The sequence below is a fragment of the Ktedonobacter sp. SOSP1-85 genome (genome assembly GCF_016587415.1).
Lineage (GTDB): Bacteria > Chloroflexota > Ktedonobacteria > Ktedonobacterales > Ktedonobacteraceae > Ktedonobacter.
In genome coordinates, this window is sequence record NZ_BNJI01000001.1 from 3,956,071 (window position 1) to 3,973,423 (window position 17,353).

Here is a 17,353-nt window from a genome sequence, read left to right on the forward strand (position 1 = left end):
ATTTCTAGATGGAGATGCTATTCGGATAGGAATTGTGTATGTTTGTGAGTGATAAACAAGAACGAGCGACCCTGAGTTGGCTTCTGTAGCTCTGAGGTACTCTTTTCTGCCAGAGCCAGGGAAGTCAAACCTCCAGGGTCGCTTAGAGATGTACAAAAATGTTTGTTCTGCCAGTAGTTAACGAACGAACTGTTTTAAAACTTCGTCCACACCTGGATGTGAGCGATTCAGGCGCAGGTCCTCGGCTCCAGTGGGATCGGTCTGTACCAAAAGAATATTTTGCTGAATACATGTATTGAGCAGTTCGCGTGCTGACTCGCGTGTTAAGCGGCCACGGAAACGATTCTTTGGGTTGACTGGATCACCAATGAAGTTAGAGACGCCAATAATTGTACGCCATGACCAGTTGCGGTCGATATAATCGAGGAACTGGATGAACAAAGGATCAAGCACATCCATAGTGGGGGCACCATAGGATGCCTGAGGATACTGGGCGTTTCCAGGATAGTTTACGGCGGGCATCGACCCTGTATTACCGCTTGAATATGGAGCACTGGGAATGGGTAATGAGCCAGTATTACCTGACACGCCATTGGATGTGAGTCCCCCTGGCACCAGGGGAACAAACTGGTTTGCGCTGCTTATTAGATCTCGGCTGACGGTTCCTGGAATACCGACAACAATAACATTTTTGTTCAAACGTAGCTTTAGGCGAGCACTGATACGCGTGAAATCTTTATCGCCTGTCATTAAAACAAAGGTTGAAATGGTAGGTCGATCAAAGACGGTCTCAATAATATCCATCAGCATGTTCAGATCGACGGTGCTCTGTACCACAGTACTTTGCACAATCGTGCTGTTTCCGGAGTTCACGGCGGGCATATGACCAGTGTTTCCGGTATGAATAGTGGAATATCCTAAGGGACCTGTGTTGCTTGGGGCCAGAGACGTCCCGGCTGGTTGAGGTGTCTGATCATATGGGCGTTGTTGATAGGATGAGGAGCGGAACGCCTCGCGATTCTGATAATCCGTTGAATAATCATCATCGGGGATGCGTTCTTCGTCGAAGTTCTCCTCCTCCATCTCATCTCTGGCTGGAGAAAGCGCATCGTCTGTCTCGTCTGGCCATCCCTGGTTTAGCCCTTGTTGTGGCTGAATGGCTGGAAGCGAACCTGAACTGGCTGACATTCCACTAGGCCATGGGCGCGGGAAAGAGCCTGTATTCTGTTCTGCAACATAGCTCTGCGCACCAAGGGGGCCGGTTGGAGTATTGGAGGCATAGTGGATTGTCCCCATGCGTATGCGGTCACGTTGTTTGGCTGGGCAATCAACACGATCAATCATTGCAGCCGTCAAGCTACCTTTGAAGGGCTCGGGTTGACGTGACCAATCCGCATAAGCGCGAGCAACCATTACTGTTCCATAGCGACGAGCCACCGCGATCAACTCTTGTGGATCGGGTTCTCGTCGTTGAATATTTAGCATACTGTAACGTATGTTCTCAAAGTCAATGAATAAAGCAATATCTTCGGGCACAACCTTCTCCTCTCGTTGGGAGAAACCGCGCAGGCCAAGATTTATGATTGTTCAGGTGCTCGGATAACCTTACAGTAACCCTAATACTATGAGCATATCATACTTTATTAGTAAAGTCGAGAGGCCTACGCTTTACTTAGCGTACCATCCTATGGTATATTTCTTAAGTTAAGAAAGGACTGTTTACAAAGAGTATAAAGTCATGGAGCTAACAAAAACCCACCTTGATGATGCCGTTTGCCCAGTGGCCCGTACCGCTGCGATTATTAGCGGTAAATGGACCTTGCTGATCATACGCGATCTGGCCTCTGGCCTGAAGCGTTTTCATCAACTGGAGCGATCCCTTTATGGCATTAGCCCCAAAACGCTTTCTGAACGGCTGCGCTCGTTAGAAGAGGAGGGGATCGTCATACGACAAACCTATGCCGAAGTTCCCCCTCGTGTGGAATACTCTCTAACTGAGAAAGGGCAGGATCTTGTTTCCGTTATTGATTGTATGCGTAGTTACGGAAAACGCTGGTTGTGCCAGGATAAACCTGCCTCTGAAAGAGGATAATACACTTTCCACCCGTTTCCCTGCTTAAAATGAGAGAGGAACCGAGAACACCCCGGTTCCTTGATGCAAATGCCATACCTAATGAGTAGCGTTATAGAACGGACCCTACCAATTCTCGATCATACTGCGCCAGGAAGCGATGGAGCACACCATCATCAGCTGGGGTGTTTGCCGCAGCTGGCTGTCCTGCTTGCGCTTTTAGTAGTTCATACAAACTCGCGATATCATAATGCATTTGTACTAGAAGCTGGCCGTCGCTATTAAATCCTTCTACAACAAGGCCATCCTCTTCTTCATGGATTGCGATGCTCTTCGCGCCGATCTGATCCAGAACCTGACCGACAGCATGCAAAATGTTCGCATAACTGATTGTGGCCGGCATTGAAACCTCCCTAAATAGTCGGAGACTGTTTCGTGAAAGTCTGTAGACTGCTTTGTCGAACCGCAAAGCACCGTTGCTTTTCGCTTGGTGATTTGACAGTATTCCTACTCGATACCACACTCCGGATATTTTATCATTACGTACATGGCACGTCAAGTTCACCGTTTTATGGGTTTATGTAAAAAGACAACGATAAATGCATTTATTTCTATCTTTATTGTCCTTCCCCTTGTAGCGCCTGTTGATGCTGGATAGTTTGCTGAAGGACCTGAGCATAAGTTAGGGCAGAGGATGGAGATCTGCCTCTAGATCCCTCGGAAGGGGCAATTTTTCCAGCTTGCAAAAAATTGCCGCGAAAAAGTGTTGACAAGTTTCCATGGATGTGGCATATTATGCAGGCACCGCGCGAAGCGAGGTGAAAACAAGATTGTACACTTAACAACTAAAGAATACATAGTTACTTCAATTTTGCTGAGCGAGCACGTTGGCATGCAAATGCCCAACCGTGACGTGAGTCATAGCAAGCTCGTGACAGTGAAGAGTGAAGACCGAGAATCCCATACAACAAGGGTAACTAACCAACAAGAAGAAGCAGACAAGGCAGAACAAGCGAAACAGAGTACGAGGTGGATGCCTTGGCGCTGAAGACCGATGAAGGACGCGGAGACCGGCGAAACATTCAGGGGGAGCTGCATCCAAGCGATGAGCCCTGAGATTCCGAATGGGGCAACCCCTCCAGAGTCATGTCTGGAGACCTACTGCTGAACACATAGGCAGTATGGAGGATCGTGGGTGAACTGAAACATCTCAGTAGCCTGCGTAAGAGAAATCAACCGAGATTCCCGTAGTAGTGGCGAGCGAACCGGGAAGAGCCCAAACCATCTATTCCTTGGAATAGGCGGGGTTGTAGGACTTCCATCAGCACACTTTTCCTTACTCGAAGGCATTGGAACGTGCCACCAGAGGGGGTGAGAGTCCCGTAGAGGACGAGGAGAAGGGTGTGGGGAGGATCCTGAGTACCACGAGACACGTGCAATCTTGTGGGAAGCTGGGGGGACCACCCTCCAAGGCTAAAGAACTTCAGCGACCGATAGCGAACAAGTACCGTGAGGGAAAGGTGAAAAGTACCCCGAGAGGGGGATGAAAGAGTCCCTGAAACCACGTACTCACAAGCAGTCAGAGGCCACTGTTCCATGAGGAACCAAGGGCTGATGGCGTGCCTTTTGTAGAATGATCCGGCGAGTGCATCGCACGTTGCAGGTTAACCAGCGCTAAAGCTGGGGAGCCAGAGGGCAACCGAGTCTCAAACAGGCGTGTATGTAGCGGCGATGCGACCCGAAACCGTGTGAGCTACCCATGAGCAGAGTGAAGCGGATGTAACAGTCCGTCGAGGCTCGAACCCACCAGTGTTGCAAAACTGGGGGATGACTTGTGGGTAGGGGTGAAATGCTAATCGAACACGGAGATAGCTGGTTCTCCCCGAAATGTATTGAGGTACAGCCGCGACCAAGAGCGTGGTGGAGGTAGAGCACTGGATAGGCTAGGGGCCCTGTGCGGGTTACCAACCCTACTCAAACTCCGAATGCCACTACGTGTTTATCGCGAGTGAGACGGCGGGGGCTAAGCTTCGTCGTCAAAAGGGAAACAGCCCAGACCATCGGCTAAGGTCTCCAAATCGATGCTCAGTGTCAAAGGGGGTCAATGCGCCCAAACAGCCAGGATGTTGGCTTAGAAGCAGCCATCATTTAAAGAGTGCGTAATAGCTCACTGGTCGAGTGCAATGGCACCGACAACGTATCGAGGCTTAAGCATCGTACCGAAGCCGTGGAATACAGGTCAAACTGTATTGGTAGGGGAGCGTTCTCGACGCCTGAGAAGCCAGACCGCAAGGACTGGTGGAGGTAAGAGAAGTGAGAATGCCGGAATGAGTAGCGCAATGTCTGCGAGAACCAGACACACCGAATGCCTGAGGGTTCCTGGGCAACGTCAATCGTCCCAGGGTGAGTCGGGCCCTAAGCCGAGGGCGTCATGCCGTAGGCGATGGAAAGCAGGTCAGAGAATCCTGCACCGGAACATTTCGTTATGAGCAATGGGGGGACGCGGTAGGGAAGGTGAGCCGATCGAATGGACAGGATCGGTGCCTCTGCTGAAGCGCGTGACCGAGGAAAATCCCGGACACAGATGCGTAACACTGAGGCCGAGCGCCCGCGAGGGTGCGGAAGTCATTGGTCCCCAGGCCGTCAAGAAAAGCCTCTCGCCAGAAATTGTTCCGCCCGTACCGCAAACCGACACTGGTAGGCAGGGGGAAATCTCCCCAGGTGATCGAGCGACCCTCTGTTAAGGAACTCGGCAAATTAACCCCGTACCTTTGGAAGAAGGGGTGCCTGCGTAGCTGTGTGTGCTTGCACACATGGTGAGAAGGTTGCAAGAAATCGGCTCAAGCGACTGTTTACCAAAAACACAGGTCTCTGCGAACGCGAAAGCGGAAGTATAGGGGCTGACTCCTGCCCAGTGCCGGAAGGTTACGAGGAGTGGTGTGCGTAGCCACGAATCTAAGCCCCGGTGAACGGCGGCCGTAACTATAACGGTCCTAAGGTAGCGAAATTCCTTGTCGGGTAAGTTCCGACCCGCACGAAAGGAGTAACGACTTGAGCGCTGTCTCGACAGAGGACTCGGCGAAATTGAAGTACCCGTGAAGATACGGGTTACCCACGACAGGACAAAAAGACCCCGTGGAGCTTTACTACAGTTTGGCCTGGAAACGAAGTATGGTGTGCGTAGCATAGGTGGGAGCTTAAGAACTCATCCTTGTGGGGGTGAGGGAGGCAGCAGTGAAATACCACTCTCACCATGGTTTGTGTCTCACACGTCACCGTGATCCGGGACGTGAACAGGGCCAGATGGGTAGTTTGACTGGGGCGGTCGCCTCCCAAAGAGTAACGGAGGCGCCCAAAGGTTCCCTCAGGGTGGATGGACATCACCCTCTGTAGAGTGTAAAGGCACAAGGGAGCTTGACTGTAAGGCAGACAAGCCGAGCAGGGACGAAAGTCGGGCTTAGTGATCCCACATTCCCGTGTGGAAGGAGTGTGGCTCAACGGATAAAAGCTACCCCGGGGATAACAGGCTTATCTTGCCCAAGAGTTCACATCGACGGCAAGGTTTGGCACCTCGATGTCGGCTCGTCGCATCCTGGGGCTGGAGTAGGTCCCAAGGGTTGGGCTGTTCGCCCATGAAAGCGGCACGCGAGCTGGGTTCAGAACGTCGCGAGACAGTTCGGTCTCTATCCGTCGTGGGCGTCGGAAAAGTGAGGGGAGTCATCTTCAGTACGAGAGGACCGAGATGGCTTGACCGCTAGTGCGCCAGTTGGGGGCCTCCTCCAGAGCTGGGTAGCTACGTCAAGAAGGGATAAGCGCTGAAAGCATCTAAGCGCGAAGCCGACCCGAAGATAACTTTTCCCACTCTCTTGGAAGAGTCAAGATCCCAGGAAGAAGACCTGGTGGATAGGCTGCGCGTGGACGCCTGGTAACAGGTGGAGCGGAGCAGTACTAATGATCGTACGGCTTGTTTCCCATTCTGTTTCTTCGCAAAATGTGGTGAGTCCTTGTGGTGTGAGTGAGAGCGGTCTAGGATCGGATCTGAGCACGAGTGAGAGGACGAGCAGCACGGGGAGCAGGAGCAGGCCAGCGTGGCTCAGCAAAATTGAGGTAACTATGAATTCTTTAGTGTGATGTGTACAGACAAATAGCCGTCGTTATGCGATAAAACGCGTGACCACGGTCTTTTTGTTTTTGGTTAGTTATTCATTTCTCTTCACCAAACATGGCAAGCGCGCAGTGAATCTCTTGCTGAACTTCGGTATCCTCTTCACTCATTAAGGCTGCCTGTAGCGCCTGGTATGCCTCCTGTCCCTGGAGTCTGCCCAGGGCCCATGCCGCGTGCCCACGGACCAGCGCCTCCTGGTCGTGCAATGCGCCGATAAGGGCGGGCACAGCTCCTTGGTTGCCACTATTGCCCAGGGCGACACAGACATTGCGCAGCAACCCCCGACGCTTGGTACGTTTGATGGGACTACGCCGGAAGCGCTCACGGAACTCCTCTTCACTTAGGGCTAGAAGTGGTATAAGCTCCGGTTCACTGCCCACGGCTGGTCGTTTCAGAAATTCCTGGTGAGGCTGGAAGGTTGCCTGGCGCTCTGTGCTGCGGCGATTGACGGCCTCCAGGGCCACAAATTGAGGTTGCCCTTGCTGATCGCGTAGACCCAGGCGACGCTCCGCGACCTTGTTGACGGGACAGACCTCCTGACAGATGTCGCAGCCGAAGATATAATTTCCTATCAATGGGCGGAGTTCAAGAGGAATGCTACCGCGCAACTCGATGGTCAAGAAAGAGATACAGAGCCGATTATCAAGCTCATAGGGGTTGGTGAGCGCGCCTGTCGGGCAGGCATGCAGGCATATTTCACAGTGTCCACAATTGGCTTTGAGTGGTTCATCGGGCTCGAGAGGAACATTCGTTACGATCTCGGCCAGAAAGAGCCATGATCCCCAGCCATGCGTCAGAATATTGGTGTTTTTTCCATACCAGCCCAGTCCCGCGCGTTGGGCCACAGCGCGATCTACCATGCGACCCGTGTCGACGAAGAGCCGAGCTTCGGCCTCGCTTCCCAACTCGCTGCGCGTATACTCCCTCAGCCACTCGGCAAACCGCTGTAGCTTTGGCTTAATGATGTCGTGATAGTCATCGCCCCAGGCGTAGCGCGCGATACGCCCACGTGGTCCCTCTCCCTCTTCGTTTCCTGGCTGCTCTGTCAGGTAGGTCATACCCAGGGAGATAATCGATTGGGCCTCGGGAAGAAGTGCATTCGGGTGGCACGAGACATCTGCGCGCTCGCTGGTATACCAGGGCAATCCATCCATCAAGCCCCGGCTGATGCGCTCTCTAATAATCCCTTTGGCCTCGGTAAAGGCTTCTGCCGTGGTGATGCGGACGGTGTCAAAGCCCAGCTCGTAGGCGTATTCTTTTACAACTTGTGTGTCTAACATGCTACCATCGCTCTAGTTTGTAATCTCACGTTGTCGATTAAACCACCAGGAGATGCCCAGGAAAAGTACCAGGTAGGTGGCGATAACGAGGAGGGCATGGAGATTGCTCAATTGGGCGGTCTGCAAGCTAAACACGTATGCCGCCTGATTTTGTATCAAGGCCTCCAGGTTATTGCTGATAAAGAGATCGGGAAGCTGGCGGAGAATGTCGCCAATAATATTCTGGAAAAGGGGGGCGCTTAACAGAAGTGTTCCTTTTAGAATGTTCTCCAGCACCCACCAGACAAGGGCTCCTGAGACTCCAGCTGCCGAGTTGCGCCCTATAGTTGCCAGGGTCAGGGCGAGTATACCATACCAGAAAAGATTGAGGATCTGAGCCAGGAGATAGAGCAGGAAGTGCCAGGCCCAGGTCGCATCCACAAAGTCCAGGTTTGTGGCGTTTCCAATGACAAGATTCAGGGCGGTACTACTGATCAGGCCCGTCAGAAAGAGCAAGAGAAAACCTAGTATGCTTGAGAAAAGGATCGCTCCTACCTTGGCGCACAAAAATTGGGCGCGTGTCGGACCACGCGTATAAATCAGGCGTACCGTGCCCACGTTATACTCACCACCCACAATTGTACCAGCGAGTATGACGATGAGGATAAGCCCACCAAATTGTATAAGTTGCGTGATGGTGTTTATCGCATCAGGCAGGCCCAGCACACCGTTATATTGTTGCAATTGTGCTTGCTTCTGAGCCTCGGCGCGTGCCAGATCCTGCGCGTTTGCCGGGCGGTCGAGGCAATATGGTGGCTTAAGTTGCCCGTGAGTTGTGCAGTGAGGGGGAAGCCAGTTGCGCGTTGGGGTGCCAGCCAGAAAGAGTGCAGGTAAGGCGATACCCACGAAAGAGAGTACCATCAAAAGCATGCCTACAATGAGGAGCACTTTAGACATTCCACGCCGGCGGAGCTTGTAGAGTTCTACGCCGGTCAGACGTATAATCACACTCAGGTAGTCCTGACGTCCCATGACAACAGTGTCACGCCGTGGTAGGGTCTGCGAGGAAGTCGCAATGCTGGCTTGATGTTCATGCTGGGCCTGGCTATCCATGTTTTTCCTCCCCTTCCAGGACCTGGTCACCTTCGTGTATGGTGACATTTGCGTGCGCAAGATGCTCGGCCAGTGCCTCCATGCCAGTATGGCTGCCTGCTCCACCTGTGGTAACTTCAAGGAAGACATCCTCCAGGTTCCCCTCGCGCGGGCGGATCTCCGCGGCAAAGATGTCATTGTGCGCAAGCAGGGCATTGACCTCGGATGAGTGGGTGATGGGCGCCTCGATCAAGAGTACTGGCTGCATGTCCCGCTTGTTCTCCAGCTTTACTCCATGCAGCCAGGTGGATGCGTGTTCCTGGTGCTGCTGTATGATAGCGAGGGCGCGCTCGCTTTCTTGTGGCGTATTTAGTCGAACTTCAATCATCTCGCTTGTCTGGAGTAGAGTGGCGACTTCACCCTGCTTGAGTAAGTTCCCTTTTTGCATGATCGCGACGCGGTTACAGACCTGTTGGACCTCGTGGAGCAGATGGCTGGAGAGGAAAATGGTCTTACCTAACTCTGAGAGGCGCTTGATTAACTTGCGAATCTCAATCATACCGGCTGGATCCAGGCCATTGGTTGGTTCGTCGAGTAGGACTAGCTCTGGATCGGTCAGGAGCGCGGCGGCGATGCCCAGGCGCTGTTTCATGCCAAGCGAATACTGGCGGAAGTTTAACTTCTGGTAGGAGCGCAACTCAACTATTTCAAGCACCTCTGCCAGGCGGCGATCATTGGATTTCCCGGACATCATGCCCGAGGTTGCCGCTACAACGCGCAAGTTATCGAGTCCAGAGAGATAAGGGTAGAATACTGGCGTCTCTACAATCGCCCCTACACGTTGCAGAATATGGGGCAGTTGGTGCGCGTTATCCATCCCAAAAATGATCGCGCTGCCGGCTGTTGGACGAATCAGGCCCAACAGCATACGAATGGTCGTGGTCTTTCCTGAGCCATTGGGACCCAGGAAGCCAAATACATCTCCGCGCATGACTTGTAGGTGTAGATCATTGACCGCCACCAGATTTCCAAACGCCTTGGTGAGTCGATTGGTGCTAATCACAATATTTTTGTCATAAGAAGGAGAAATATACTTCACCGGTTGCTCCCTCTGGAGAAAAAGCTTCTTTTCATATCCCACTTTCTTGCTCGAAGATGAATATGCTCCATTGCCTCAACTTGAAACGAGTTTACACAGGTTTCAGGCGTCATCCCTCGCCGCTGACAGTATGCATGCTTTTGTGGCTGGTGGCAAGTCCTTTGGTTTTATCTCGTACACTAGAAATGTTGAAGAATTTCCATGTATAAGGCCTCTCATGCTGCTTCCAGCAAACCATGCAAGGAGTCTAACATGCAAGATCAAGATCCTAGGAGCCATCTTCCTGATAAGTCAACGGTGCCGTTGTCCGGACACGCACATCCTCCAATACATGAGGATGAGGTGCAGGGGCCACCCACTGTTGAGAAACAGGAGCCAATCATATCAAGCTCATCAACCTCCCCGCCTGAAGGCGATGTTGTCCTGGCAGATACCATGGCAGACAAGATTTATGAGACGCCTGCCTATGAAACGCTCCACGCGTACGATGAGCTTCCCCGTTCTTCAGAATCGGCCACCCCCCCATCCTCACAGGAGTATAGCTATCCACCACCTCTGATTGATGAACTACATCCATCATTTGAACACGAGTATGCCAGCTATCATTATCCACCACCTCTGGCGGAGCCTTCGCCACCCCAGAGCTTTTGGGCACACAAGCCTGCGCGCTTCTGGTTGGTAGTGGGAACGCTAGTACTCCTCCTGGTTGCGCTACCCATCGTTCTATTGCAGGGGATCTCGTACTTAAATCGCCCTACAGCGATGAAGACGCTTGACACCTTTTGTGACAGTCTCGTGCATGAGCAATATCCCCAGGCATATGAGCAGTTTGGACCCGGTTTACAATCGAGATTGCCGCGCACGCGCTTTATTGTATTGCTGGCGCAGGATCGGGTGGTAAAGTGTACGCATGGAGTCGCCGATGAAAATAACTCACCGATTCGCGTAAATTTGAATCTTGTTCATGACTCCCAGGGGATTAATCGCGACGTGGTGACTGTAAAACGGGAGGCGGATAATGAGTGGAAAATTGAAGATGTTCGGCAAGCACATAGTAGGTGATGAGGAAAGGCGCGCTGAGAAACTGCTCAGCGCGCCTCTTGTTTATTTCGCAACACAGCATGCTTACTTCTTATCCGAAAACCCTGAGCGCGCTTGTCCCCGAATGGGGGAAGCGCTAGGCGCGTGAGTGGCGCGCGCCCCCGAATGGGGGTTGGGTTTCGGAATAAGATCTTAGAGCATGGGAATTTTGACACCCTTTTCCTGGGCGCAGTCGATGGCCTCATCGTAGCCCGCGTCCACGTGGCGAATAACGCCCATGCCAGGATCATTAGTCAGGACGCGACTCAGGCGCTGCGCGGCCTCTGGTGTTCCATCGGCGACGATGACCTGTCCTGCATGCATCGAGTAGCCAATGCCGACCCCACCCCCATGATGCAATGAGACCCAGGTCGCGCCAGAGGCCGTATTGACCAGGGCGTTGAGCAGGGGCCAGTCAGCGATGGCATCGCTACCATCCTTCATAGACTCGGTCTCACGATAGGGTGACGCCACCGAACCGCTATCCAGGTGGTCGCGCCCGATAACGATAGGAGCCTTCACAATACCTTTGGCAACCAGGTCATTGAAGAGTAATCCGGCTTTGTCGCGTTCACCATAACCAAGCCAGCAGATGCGCGCGGGCAGACCCTGGAATTGGATTTTCTGCTGAGCCAGGGTGATCCAGCGTTTCAGAGACTCGTTTTCTGGGAAGAGGTTGAGCAGGGCCTCATCGGTGCGATAGATATCCTCTGGATCGCCTGAGAGGGCTACCCAGCGGAAGGGCCCCTTGCCCTCGCAGAAGAGGGGGCGGATGTAGGCTGGAACGAAGCCTGGGAAGTCGAGGGCGTGCTGTTCCCCTGCCGCCAGGGCCTGTCCACGCAGGTTATTGCCATAATCGAAGACGACCGCGCCCTGGCGCTGCATCTCCAGCATGGCTTGAACATGCAGAACCATAGAGTCCATTGAGCGCTTGATATACTCCTGGGGATCGCGTGCGCGTAGTTCGGCGGCCTCCTCCATACTAAGCCCGGCTGGAATATAGCCATTGAGAGCATCATGGGCCGAGGTCTGGTCGGTGACCATATCGGGAATGATGCCACGGCGTACCAGTTCGGGATAGATCTCGGCCGCGTTGCCTAGCAAGCCAATTGAGAGGGGCTGACCCTGGCTACAGGCCTCACGCACCTGGTCAAGGGCCTCATCAAGCGTGCTAGCGATCTCGTCGCAATAGCGAGTGTCCAGGCGACGCTGGATGCGGGTGACATCAGGCTCTACCGCGAGGCAGACGCCCTCGTTCATTGTGACGGCCAGAGGCTGGGCACCTCCCATACCACCCAGGCCAGCAGTGAGGATAAATTTGCCTTTGAGGGTCCCGCCAAAGTGCTGGCGTGCCGCCTCGGCAAAGGTTTCATAGGTACCCTGGACAATGCCCTGTGAGCCAATATAGATCCAGGAGCCGGCTGTCATCTGCCCATACATGGTCAGCCCCAGCGCCTCCAGGCGGCGAAACTCATCCCAGTTGCCCCAGTGCGGCACGAGATTTGAGTTGGCGATCAGGACGCGGGGAGCGTCTGCATGTGTGCGAAATATACCAACGGGCTTGCCTGATTGTACGAGGAGCGTCTCGTCATTCTCCAGTTCGCGCAGCGCGCGAACAATCGCGTCAAAGGCTGCCCAGGAGCGTGCGGCGCGCCCCGAGCCTCCATAGACGACCAGGTCATCTGGGCGCTCGGCAACCTCGGGATCCAGGTTATTCATTAACATGCGCATTGCGGCCTCTTGCTGCCAACCTTTGCACGAGAGGTTCGTTCCTCGTGGTGCGCGCACTGGTCGGGGACCCGCGAGACCTGGCTTCTTTGCCGGGTTTGTATCTGGCATGTGTATCGTTCCTTTCCTTAATTCGGGGTAATGAATCTGTACTGAGTATATACCAAATAGAGAGTAGCGAGGTCAAATGCAAGCAGGCACCTGGCGATGTGACTATGGGGCATGGCGCGTCTTGGCACTGCTCGCTTCTGCTTGTTCGCAATTGTTACCTTATGCTATAATCTTACGAAGAAAAGTATCCTTTCTGTGCGCTTATTACGTACATGAAGTTGCAATCATAGAAGGCTGTGGGCGCCTGCCCGGTGCCAGTGCATATTTACACGTCTTATCTACGATTCAAAAATCTTATTCCGAAACCCATCCCCATTCGGGGACAAGCCTTCACTGGCGTGTCTAGCGCTTCCCCCATTCGGGGACAAGCGCGCTCAGGGTTTTCGGAGAAGAAGTAAGTTTAGCGTTTATATGAAGGGCCGCCCGTCGTGGCGTAAGCCGATACTGTCTCCCCTGCTCCCTGCGCCAGTCACCATATGTGTGGATTGGGCTGGTATGTGGGATGCTCAGGAAAGGACCTTAAAATGCTTGATCCCGATAGCGAATTGTCACCTCGATACCAATCGGTAACCACAACTCCGGACTGGTATCAAACCAATATCCCTTGTCAGGTGGGCTGTCCGGCACACACCGACGTGGCTACCTACATCGGTCTCATTTCCCAAGCCCGTTTCGACGAGGCGTATCTGCTCAACCGCAAAGCTAACATTGTGCCAGGCGTGCTGGGTCGTACCTGTGCGCGCCCGTGTGAGCCTGTCTGTCGCCGTAATAAGGTTGATGGCAAGCCGATCTCCATCTGCTGGCTGAAGCGCGCCTCTGCCGACCATCGCGAGTATCGCCACCATGCTGAGCGTCCTCCGGTTACGAAGGATAAAAAGGTTGCGGTTATTGGTGGTGGCTCGGCTGGCCTGGCCTGCGCACGCGATCTGCGTGAGCTGGGGTATCCTGTGACTATGTATGAGCAGTACCCTGTCGCTGGTGGCGTGATGATCAACGGTATTCCCGTCTGGCGTCTGCCGCGCGATGTCACGCGCGAAGAGTGCGATGAATACATGGCCGATCTAGGTGTGGAGGTCAAATACAATACACGTGTCGGTCGCGACGTGCAGCTTACAGATCTCCTCAAGGAGTATGACGCCGTCTACATTGGCGCGGGCTGCTACATTCCAAATCCGATGACTGGCCCCGATAATAAGGTGGTCAAAGGCGCCGATCTCTATGGCGTCGAGGATGGTATCCGCCTCCTTGATAAAACCAATTTCGGTGAGCCTGCCTTCATTGGGAAACGCGTAGCGATCATCGGCGCGGGCTTTACCGCGATGGACTGCTGTCGTACCGCGATCCGCTTTGGTGCGGAGAAGGTGTACGTCATGTATCGCCGCTCTGAAGAGGAGCAGCCTGCCGACGAGTACGAAGTCGACGAGGCCAAGTTCGAGGGCGTAGAGTTCCAGTACCTCGTCTCACAGACCGAGGTGCTCTCGAAGGATGGCGTGCATGCGAGCGGTGTACGCTTCGTGCGCAATAAACTGGGTGATCCCGATGCCAGCGGTCGCCGCCGTCCGATTCCTGTCCCTGGCACCGAGTTTGAGATCGAGGTCGATAGTGTTATCCCTTGCTTTGGTCAGTATAGCGATACGACCTGGCTGCAGGCCGAGGAGCTTGGCCTGGAGGTCAATAAGTGGGGGGTGCCGCTGATCGACGTTGAAACCTGGATGACGAGCCACCCTGGCCTCTTTGCCGGCGGTGACTATACTCAGGGCGCGCGTAACCTGATCTCGGCCGTGGGTGATGGTCGCGATGCCGCTGGTGCGATTAATCGCTACCTGGGCGGCCAGGATTTTCCGGCGGAGCCCGCGGAAGAGATTGAGCTTCCTGACTATCGCCGTGGTATGGTCGACAACTATGAGTCGATTCCTCACCAGTTGATTCCATCCCTGCCGCTGTCCGAGCGCTATAGCCATACACGCGAGACCGAGACTGGCTACTCTCCACAGGAAGCCGTCGTACAGGCGCGCCGCTGCCTCCAGTGCCAGTTGAATATTATGATCGACCCCTCGATCTGTATTCTCTGTTCTGGCTGTGTCGACATTTGTCCTTATGACTGCATCAGCATGGAGGGCCTCTCACGCGTAGTGAAGGGCGATCCTATGCACCAGGGCACAAACACCTGGGAGGGTGGCGCGGACATGATCATCGACGAGGAGAAGTGCATCCGTTGTGGTCTCTGCGTCGTGCGCTGTCCGACAGATGCCATCAGCATGGTCCAGTTCGAGGTATCCAGCCCCAACAGCCGCTGGAGCGTCTCGAAGATTCCTATGCTTAACGTATAGTAATACGAAGTAAAAGAGCGGGTGACTGGTTCTGCATGTAGAACCAGTCACCCGCTCTTTTTGTCAGTTACCAACCAAAGCTATCGAACCAGCGCCCCGCGCGGTAATTCTCTAATGCCTGGCGCACGTAGGGAATGACGTTTTCTGGCAAGCTAGTAAGCGGATACCAGGCTAATTCATCGCATTTATGTAGTTCGTTGTTACGTAGCTCTCCGCGCCAGCGCTGTGCCGCCAGGAAGAAGTCAATACGCTCGTCTTCGGCTCGGCGATGCATGATGCCGACGACCTGTAAATCCGCAGGACTGATCTCAATGTTCGCCTCTTCATATGCCTCGCGGATCATGGCCTGCTTGACCTCTTCTCCGCCATCGAGGTGGCCTGCGATAACACTATAGTTGCCATCCTCGTAGCCCGTGTTATAACGCCTTAAAAGGAGTATAGATTGCTCCTGAACGAGAAAGAGATGAACGGCCACGGGCAACGTCGCGTGAACTGTAGACATAAGCTTTCTTCCTATTTACAATGATAAAAATATATTGCTTTTATTATTTCTATTGATGAGAGGTAAAGATGGAAAAACACCTCGTACAACTGAGCAAGACAATGGCGTATGTCCTGCGCCATGATCCACAGAGCCACGGGCTAACTCTTGACGCGGAGGGATGGGTCTCGCTTAAAGATCTGCTGTCCGCTCTGCGACAACAACGAAGCTACTGGGCCACGCTGAAGGAGGCCGATCTGCTGGCAGTACTGGAGCAATCTGAGAAGCAGCGCTTTGAGGTGCGCAATGGCAAGATTCGCGCCTACTATGGTCATTCCGTACCTACAAAAGTCGAGAAGCAGCCAGCAACACCTCCAGAGATCCTCTATCATGGCACCACGCCCCAGGCAGCCAATTTGATCAAAGGCCAGGGGCTGAGTCCTATGAAGCGCCAGTATGTACACCTCTCTGCCGATGAAGAGACGGCACTGATCGTCGCGCGCAGGCGCACAAACCATCCAATCATTCTCAAGGTCCATGCGCGCAAGGCCGAGGCGAATGGCGTCCGTTTCTATCTGGGTAACGATATGGTCTGGCTTGCTGAGCCGATACCCCCCGATTACATCCAGTTTGGTTAACACCTCGCACCTGTGGTGCTCGCCTTGATAGATAGTGTGCTGTATGTGGAGAGCCGCAGACTCTCCACATACAGCACACTATCTATCAAAAAAACTGCGTTTACTACTTATCCGAAATCCTGAGCGCGGAGCGCTAGTCACGATAGTGACGTTGGATTTCGGAATAAGATCTTAGTGCGCCTTGTGGTCTGCTACTTTTTGGCGCAGAAACTCGAGGACGACGCGGTCGATACGGGCGTCTTCAAACCAGCGTTCTTCCAGGTTCTCGCGGCCGCTAAAGGCGCGGAAGGCTTCGCATGTAGGTTCATCATAGCGGCTGGTGATAGGGCTCTGATAATCGCCTGTGATGGTGAGGAGCTTTTGCAACTCCTGAGCCAGGGAGGCATCGATAGTCAAGATGTCGGCGGGATCAGGGCGGAAGAGATAGAGTTTGTGAAGTTCAAGAATGCGTTTGAGTTCATCGATAGGGGTTGGATGGTCATCGACGCGCAGGTCAATGAAGCGGTCGGTATAACCACCATAGCCCGCGCCCTCTTTTACCACAAGTAGGGCCGCTGATTGCTGTCCGCGACCATCGCCACCGGCGGCCTGGCCCGCAGCCAGGGCTGCCAGCAGACGGTCACAGAGAAGTCCGCCCGTCTCCTCAAAGGTTCGTGCCATGGCCTCGACGGTGTCTCCACTGACCAGGATATTCCCCTGACAGGCATAATGCTTGCCTGTGAGCCCACCCGCCCAGTGAAAGCAGCGTTCGCCTGTAAAGCTTACTGGCTGGCCTGTCATGCCAATGATGCCAACCTGGCGATCTGCTCGCCCTTCGTCGCCTGCCAGGAGTTGCTCCAGGGTTTCCTGGGCGGAGCGTCCCGCCGCCAGGTGTTTGAGTCCCTGGATTCCATAACTGGTGTTGGCTAAGGCCTGGGTGGCGATGGCGCCAACGCTGGCTTTGGCCCAGGGGACGACCGCCCCTACCGAGAGGAATTTGGATTGTACGGCTATGCCGAGCTCACCGCGCTCTGGATCTCTTGCGACTATCGAGTAGGTCATGTGCTGCCTCCATCAGAAACGTGGATTAGTGCGATCATTATAGCATGCCCATCCTGTTCTGCCTATATGCTCGCTTGCTTTAGGATAAGATCGCTGTATGTGCTGTCTGCTGGCATTCACCCGTAGGCAACACCTGCCGCTATCCTTATTTGGGAGATTCGAATTTCGGTTTAGCCTGATAGTCATGTGTGTGTTTGGATAGCTATGCCTTACAGATTGTTTATTTATGCCTGCTTAACTGCCAATCTCATCAGAAAA

Annotated in this window: 12 protein-coding genes and 1 rRNA gene; 5 read left to right on the top strand and 8 right to left on the bottom strand. The window is 53.7% G+C overall.

Going from position 1 to position 17,353, the window contains the following annotated elements; translation table 11 throughout:
* Positions 1-177: 177 nt before the first annotated feature.
* A complete protein-coding gene (locus KTE_RS16650; RefSeq protein ID WP_201382728.1) occupies positions 178-1,536 on the bottom strand; it encodes an NYN domain-containing protein in 1,359 nt (452 codons plus the stop codon).
* Positions 1,537-1,738: 202 nt separating this feature from the next.
* Here KTE_RS16650 and KTE_RS16655 point away from each other — a divergent pair, with 202 nt between their 5' ends.
* Positions 1,739-2,092: a helix-turn-helix domain-containing protein gene (locus tag KTE_RS16655; protein WP_201382730.1), complete on the top strand. Its 354-nt coding sequence runs from the start codon at positions 1,739-1,741 to the stop codon at positions 2,090-2,092.
* 91 nt (positions 2,093-2,183) lie between these two features.
* Here KTE_RS16655 and KTE_RS16660 read toward each other — a convergent pair whose 3' ends face one another.
* Positions 2,184-2,474: a hypothetical protein gene (locus KTE_RS16660; RefSeq protein ID WP_201382732.1), complete on the bottom strand. Its 291-nt coding sequence runs from the start codon at positions 2,472-2,474 to the stop codon at positions 2,184-2,186.
* 603 nt (positions 2,475-3,077) lie between these two features.
* Between KTE_RS16660 and KTE_RS16665 the strand changes: the two genes are divergently transcribed.
* Positions 3,078-6,043, top strand: a 23S ribosomal RNA gene (locus KTE_RS16665).
* Positions 6,044-6,274: 231 nt separating this feature from the next.
* Here KTE_RS16665 and queG read toward each other — a convergent pair.
* The 3 genes from queG to KTE_RS16680 are packed head-to-tail and all read right to left on the bottom strand — an operon-like array spanning position 6,275 to position 9,686.
* The gene (gene queG / locus KTE_RS16670) at positions 6,275-7,516 is read right to left on the bottom strand and encodes a tRNA epoxyqueuosine(34) reductase QueG (protein WP_201382734.1); all 1,242 of its coding nucleotides are present in this window, start codon (positions 7,514-7,516) and stop codon (positions 6,275-6,277) included.
* 12 nt (positions 7,517-7,528) lie between these two features.
* Positions 7,529-8,608, bottom strand: a complete 1,080-nt coding sequence (locus KTE_RS16675) for an ABC transporter permease (RefSeq protein WP_201382736.1) — start codon at positions 8,606-8,608, stop codon at positions 7,529-7,531.
* Positions 8,601-9,686, bottom strand: coding sequence for an ABC transporter ATP-binding protein (locus KTE_RS16680; RefSeq protein WP_201382738.1), 1,086 nt, complete (start codon positions 9,684-9,686; stop codon positions 8,601-8,603). Before KTE_RS16680 ends, KTE_RS16675 begins: the two co-directional genes overlap by 8 nt.
* A 252-nt stretch (positions 9,687-9,938) precedes the next feature.
* Between KTE_RS16680 and KTE_RS16685 the strand changes: the two genes are divergently transcribed.
* Entirely contained in the window at positions 9,939-10,748 is an 810-nt protein-coding gene (locus KTE_RS16685) for a hypothetical protein (protein WP_201382740.1), read from the top strand.
* 171 nt (positions 10,749-10,919) lie between these two features.
* Here the strand turns inward: KTE_RS16685 and hutU are convergent, their stop codons facing one another.
* Positions 10,920-12,605, bottom strand: coding sequence for a urocanate hydratase (gene hutU, locus KTE_RS16690; RefSeq protein ID WP_201382743.1), 1,686 nt, complete (start codon positions 12,603-12,605; stop codon positions 10,920-10,922).
* Between the two features lie 524 nt (positions 12,606-13,129).
* On the opposite strand from hutU, the gene KTE_RS16695 reads away from it, so the two are divergent.
* Positions 13,130-14,935 (top strand): FAD-dependent oxidoreductase, encoded by a 1,806-nt coding sequence (locus KTE_RS16695; protein WP_201382745.1) that lies wholly within the window; start codon positions 13,130-13,132, stop codon positions 14,933-14,935.
* Between the two features lie 67 nt (positions 14,936-15,002).
* Here the strand turns inward: KTE_RS16695 and KTE_RS16700 are convergent, their stop codons facing one another.
* Positions 15,003-15,437, bottom strand: coding sequence for an NUDIX domain-containing protein (locus tag KTE_RS16700; RefSeq protein WP_201382747.1), 435 nt, complete (start codon positions 15,435-15,437; stop codon positions 15,003-15,005).
* 68 nt (positions 15,438-15,505) lie between these two features.
* Between KTE_RS16700 and KTE_RS16705 the strand changes: the two genes are divergently transcribed.
* Positions 15,506-16,054 (top strand): RNA 2'-phosphotransferase, encoded by a 549-nt coding sequence (locus tag KTE_RS16705; RefSeq protein ID WP_201382749.1) that lies wholly within the window; start codon positions 15,506-15,508, stop codon positions 16,052-16,054.
* 171 nt (positions 16,055-16,225) lie between these two features.
* On the opposite strand, the gene KTE_RS16710 is transcribed toward KTE_RS16705, so the two are convergent.
* On the bottom strand, positions 16,226-17,095 hold the full coding sequence (locus KTE_RS16710; protein WP_201382751.1) for a DUF1028 domain-containing protein: 870 nt from the start codon (positions 17,093-17,095) through the stop codon (positions 16,226-16,228).
* Between the last annotated feature and the right edge of the window lie 258 nt (positions 17,096-17,353).

Excerpts from the sequence above, each read along its gene's own strand:
- KTE_RS16655 (WP_201382730.1), top strand. The coding sequence starts at position 1,739 with ATGGAGCTAACAAAAACCCACCTTGATGATGCCGTTTGCCCAGTGGCC.
- KTE_RS16660 (WP_201382732.1), bottom strand. The coding sequence starts at position 2,474 with ATGCCGGCCACAATCAGTTATGCGAACATTTTGCATGCTGTCGGTCAG.
- queG (WP_201382734.1), bottom strand. The coding sequence starts at position 7,516 with ATGTTAGACACACAAGTTGTAAAAGAATACGCCTACGAGCTGGGCTTT.
- KTE_RS16675 (WP_201382736.1), bottom strand. The coding sequence starts at position 8,608 with ATGGATAGCCAGGCCCAGCATGAACATCAAGCCAGCATTGCGACTTCC.
- KTE_RS16685 (WP_201382740.1), top strand. The coding sequence starts at position 9,939 with ATGCAAGATCAAGATCCTAGGAGCCATCTTCCTGATAAGTCAACGGTG.
- hutU (WP_201382743.1), bottom strand. The coding sequence starts at position 12,605 with ATGCCAGATACAAACCCGGCAAAGAAGCCAGGTCTCGCGGGTCCCCGA.
- KTE_RS16695 (WP_201382745.1), top strand. The coding sequence starts at position 13,130 with ATGCTTGATCCCGATAGCGAATTGTCACCTCGATACCAATCGGTAACC.
- KTE_RS16700 (WP_201382747.1), bottom strand. The coding sequence starts at position 15,437 with ATGTCTACAGTTCACGCGACGTTGCCCGTGGCCGTTCATCTCTTTCTC.
- KTE_RS16705 (WP_201382749.1), top strand. The coding sequence starts at position 15,506 with ATGGAAAAACACCTCGTACAACTGAGCAAGACAATGGCGTATGTCCTG.
- KTE_RS16710 (WP_201382751.1), bottom strand. The coding sequence starts at position 17,095 with ATGACCTACTCGATAGTCGCAAGAGATCCAGAGCGCGGTGAGCTCGGC.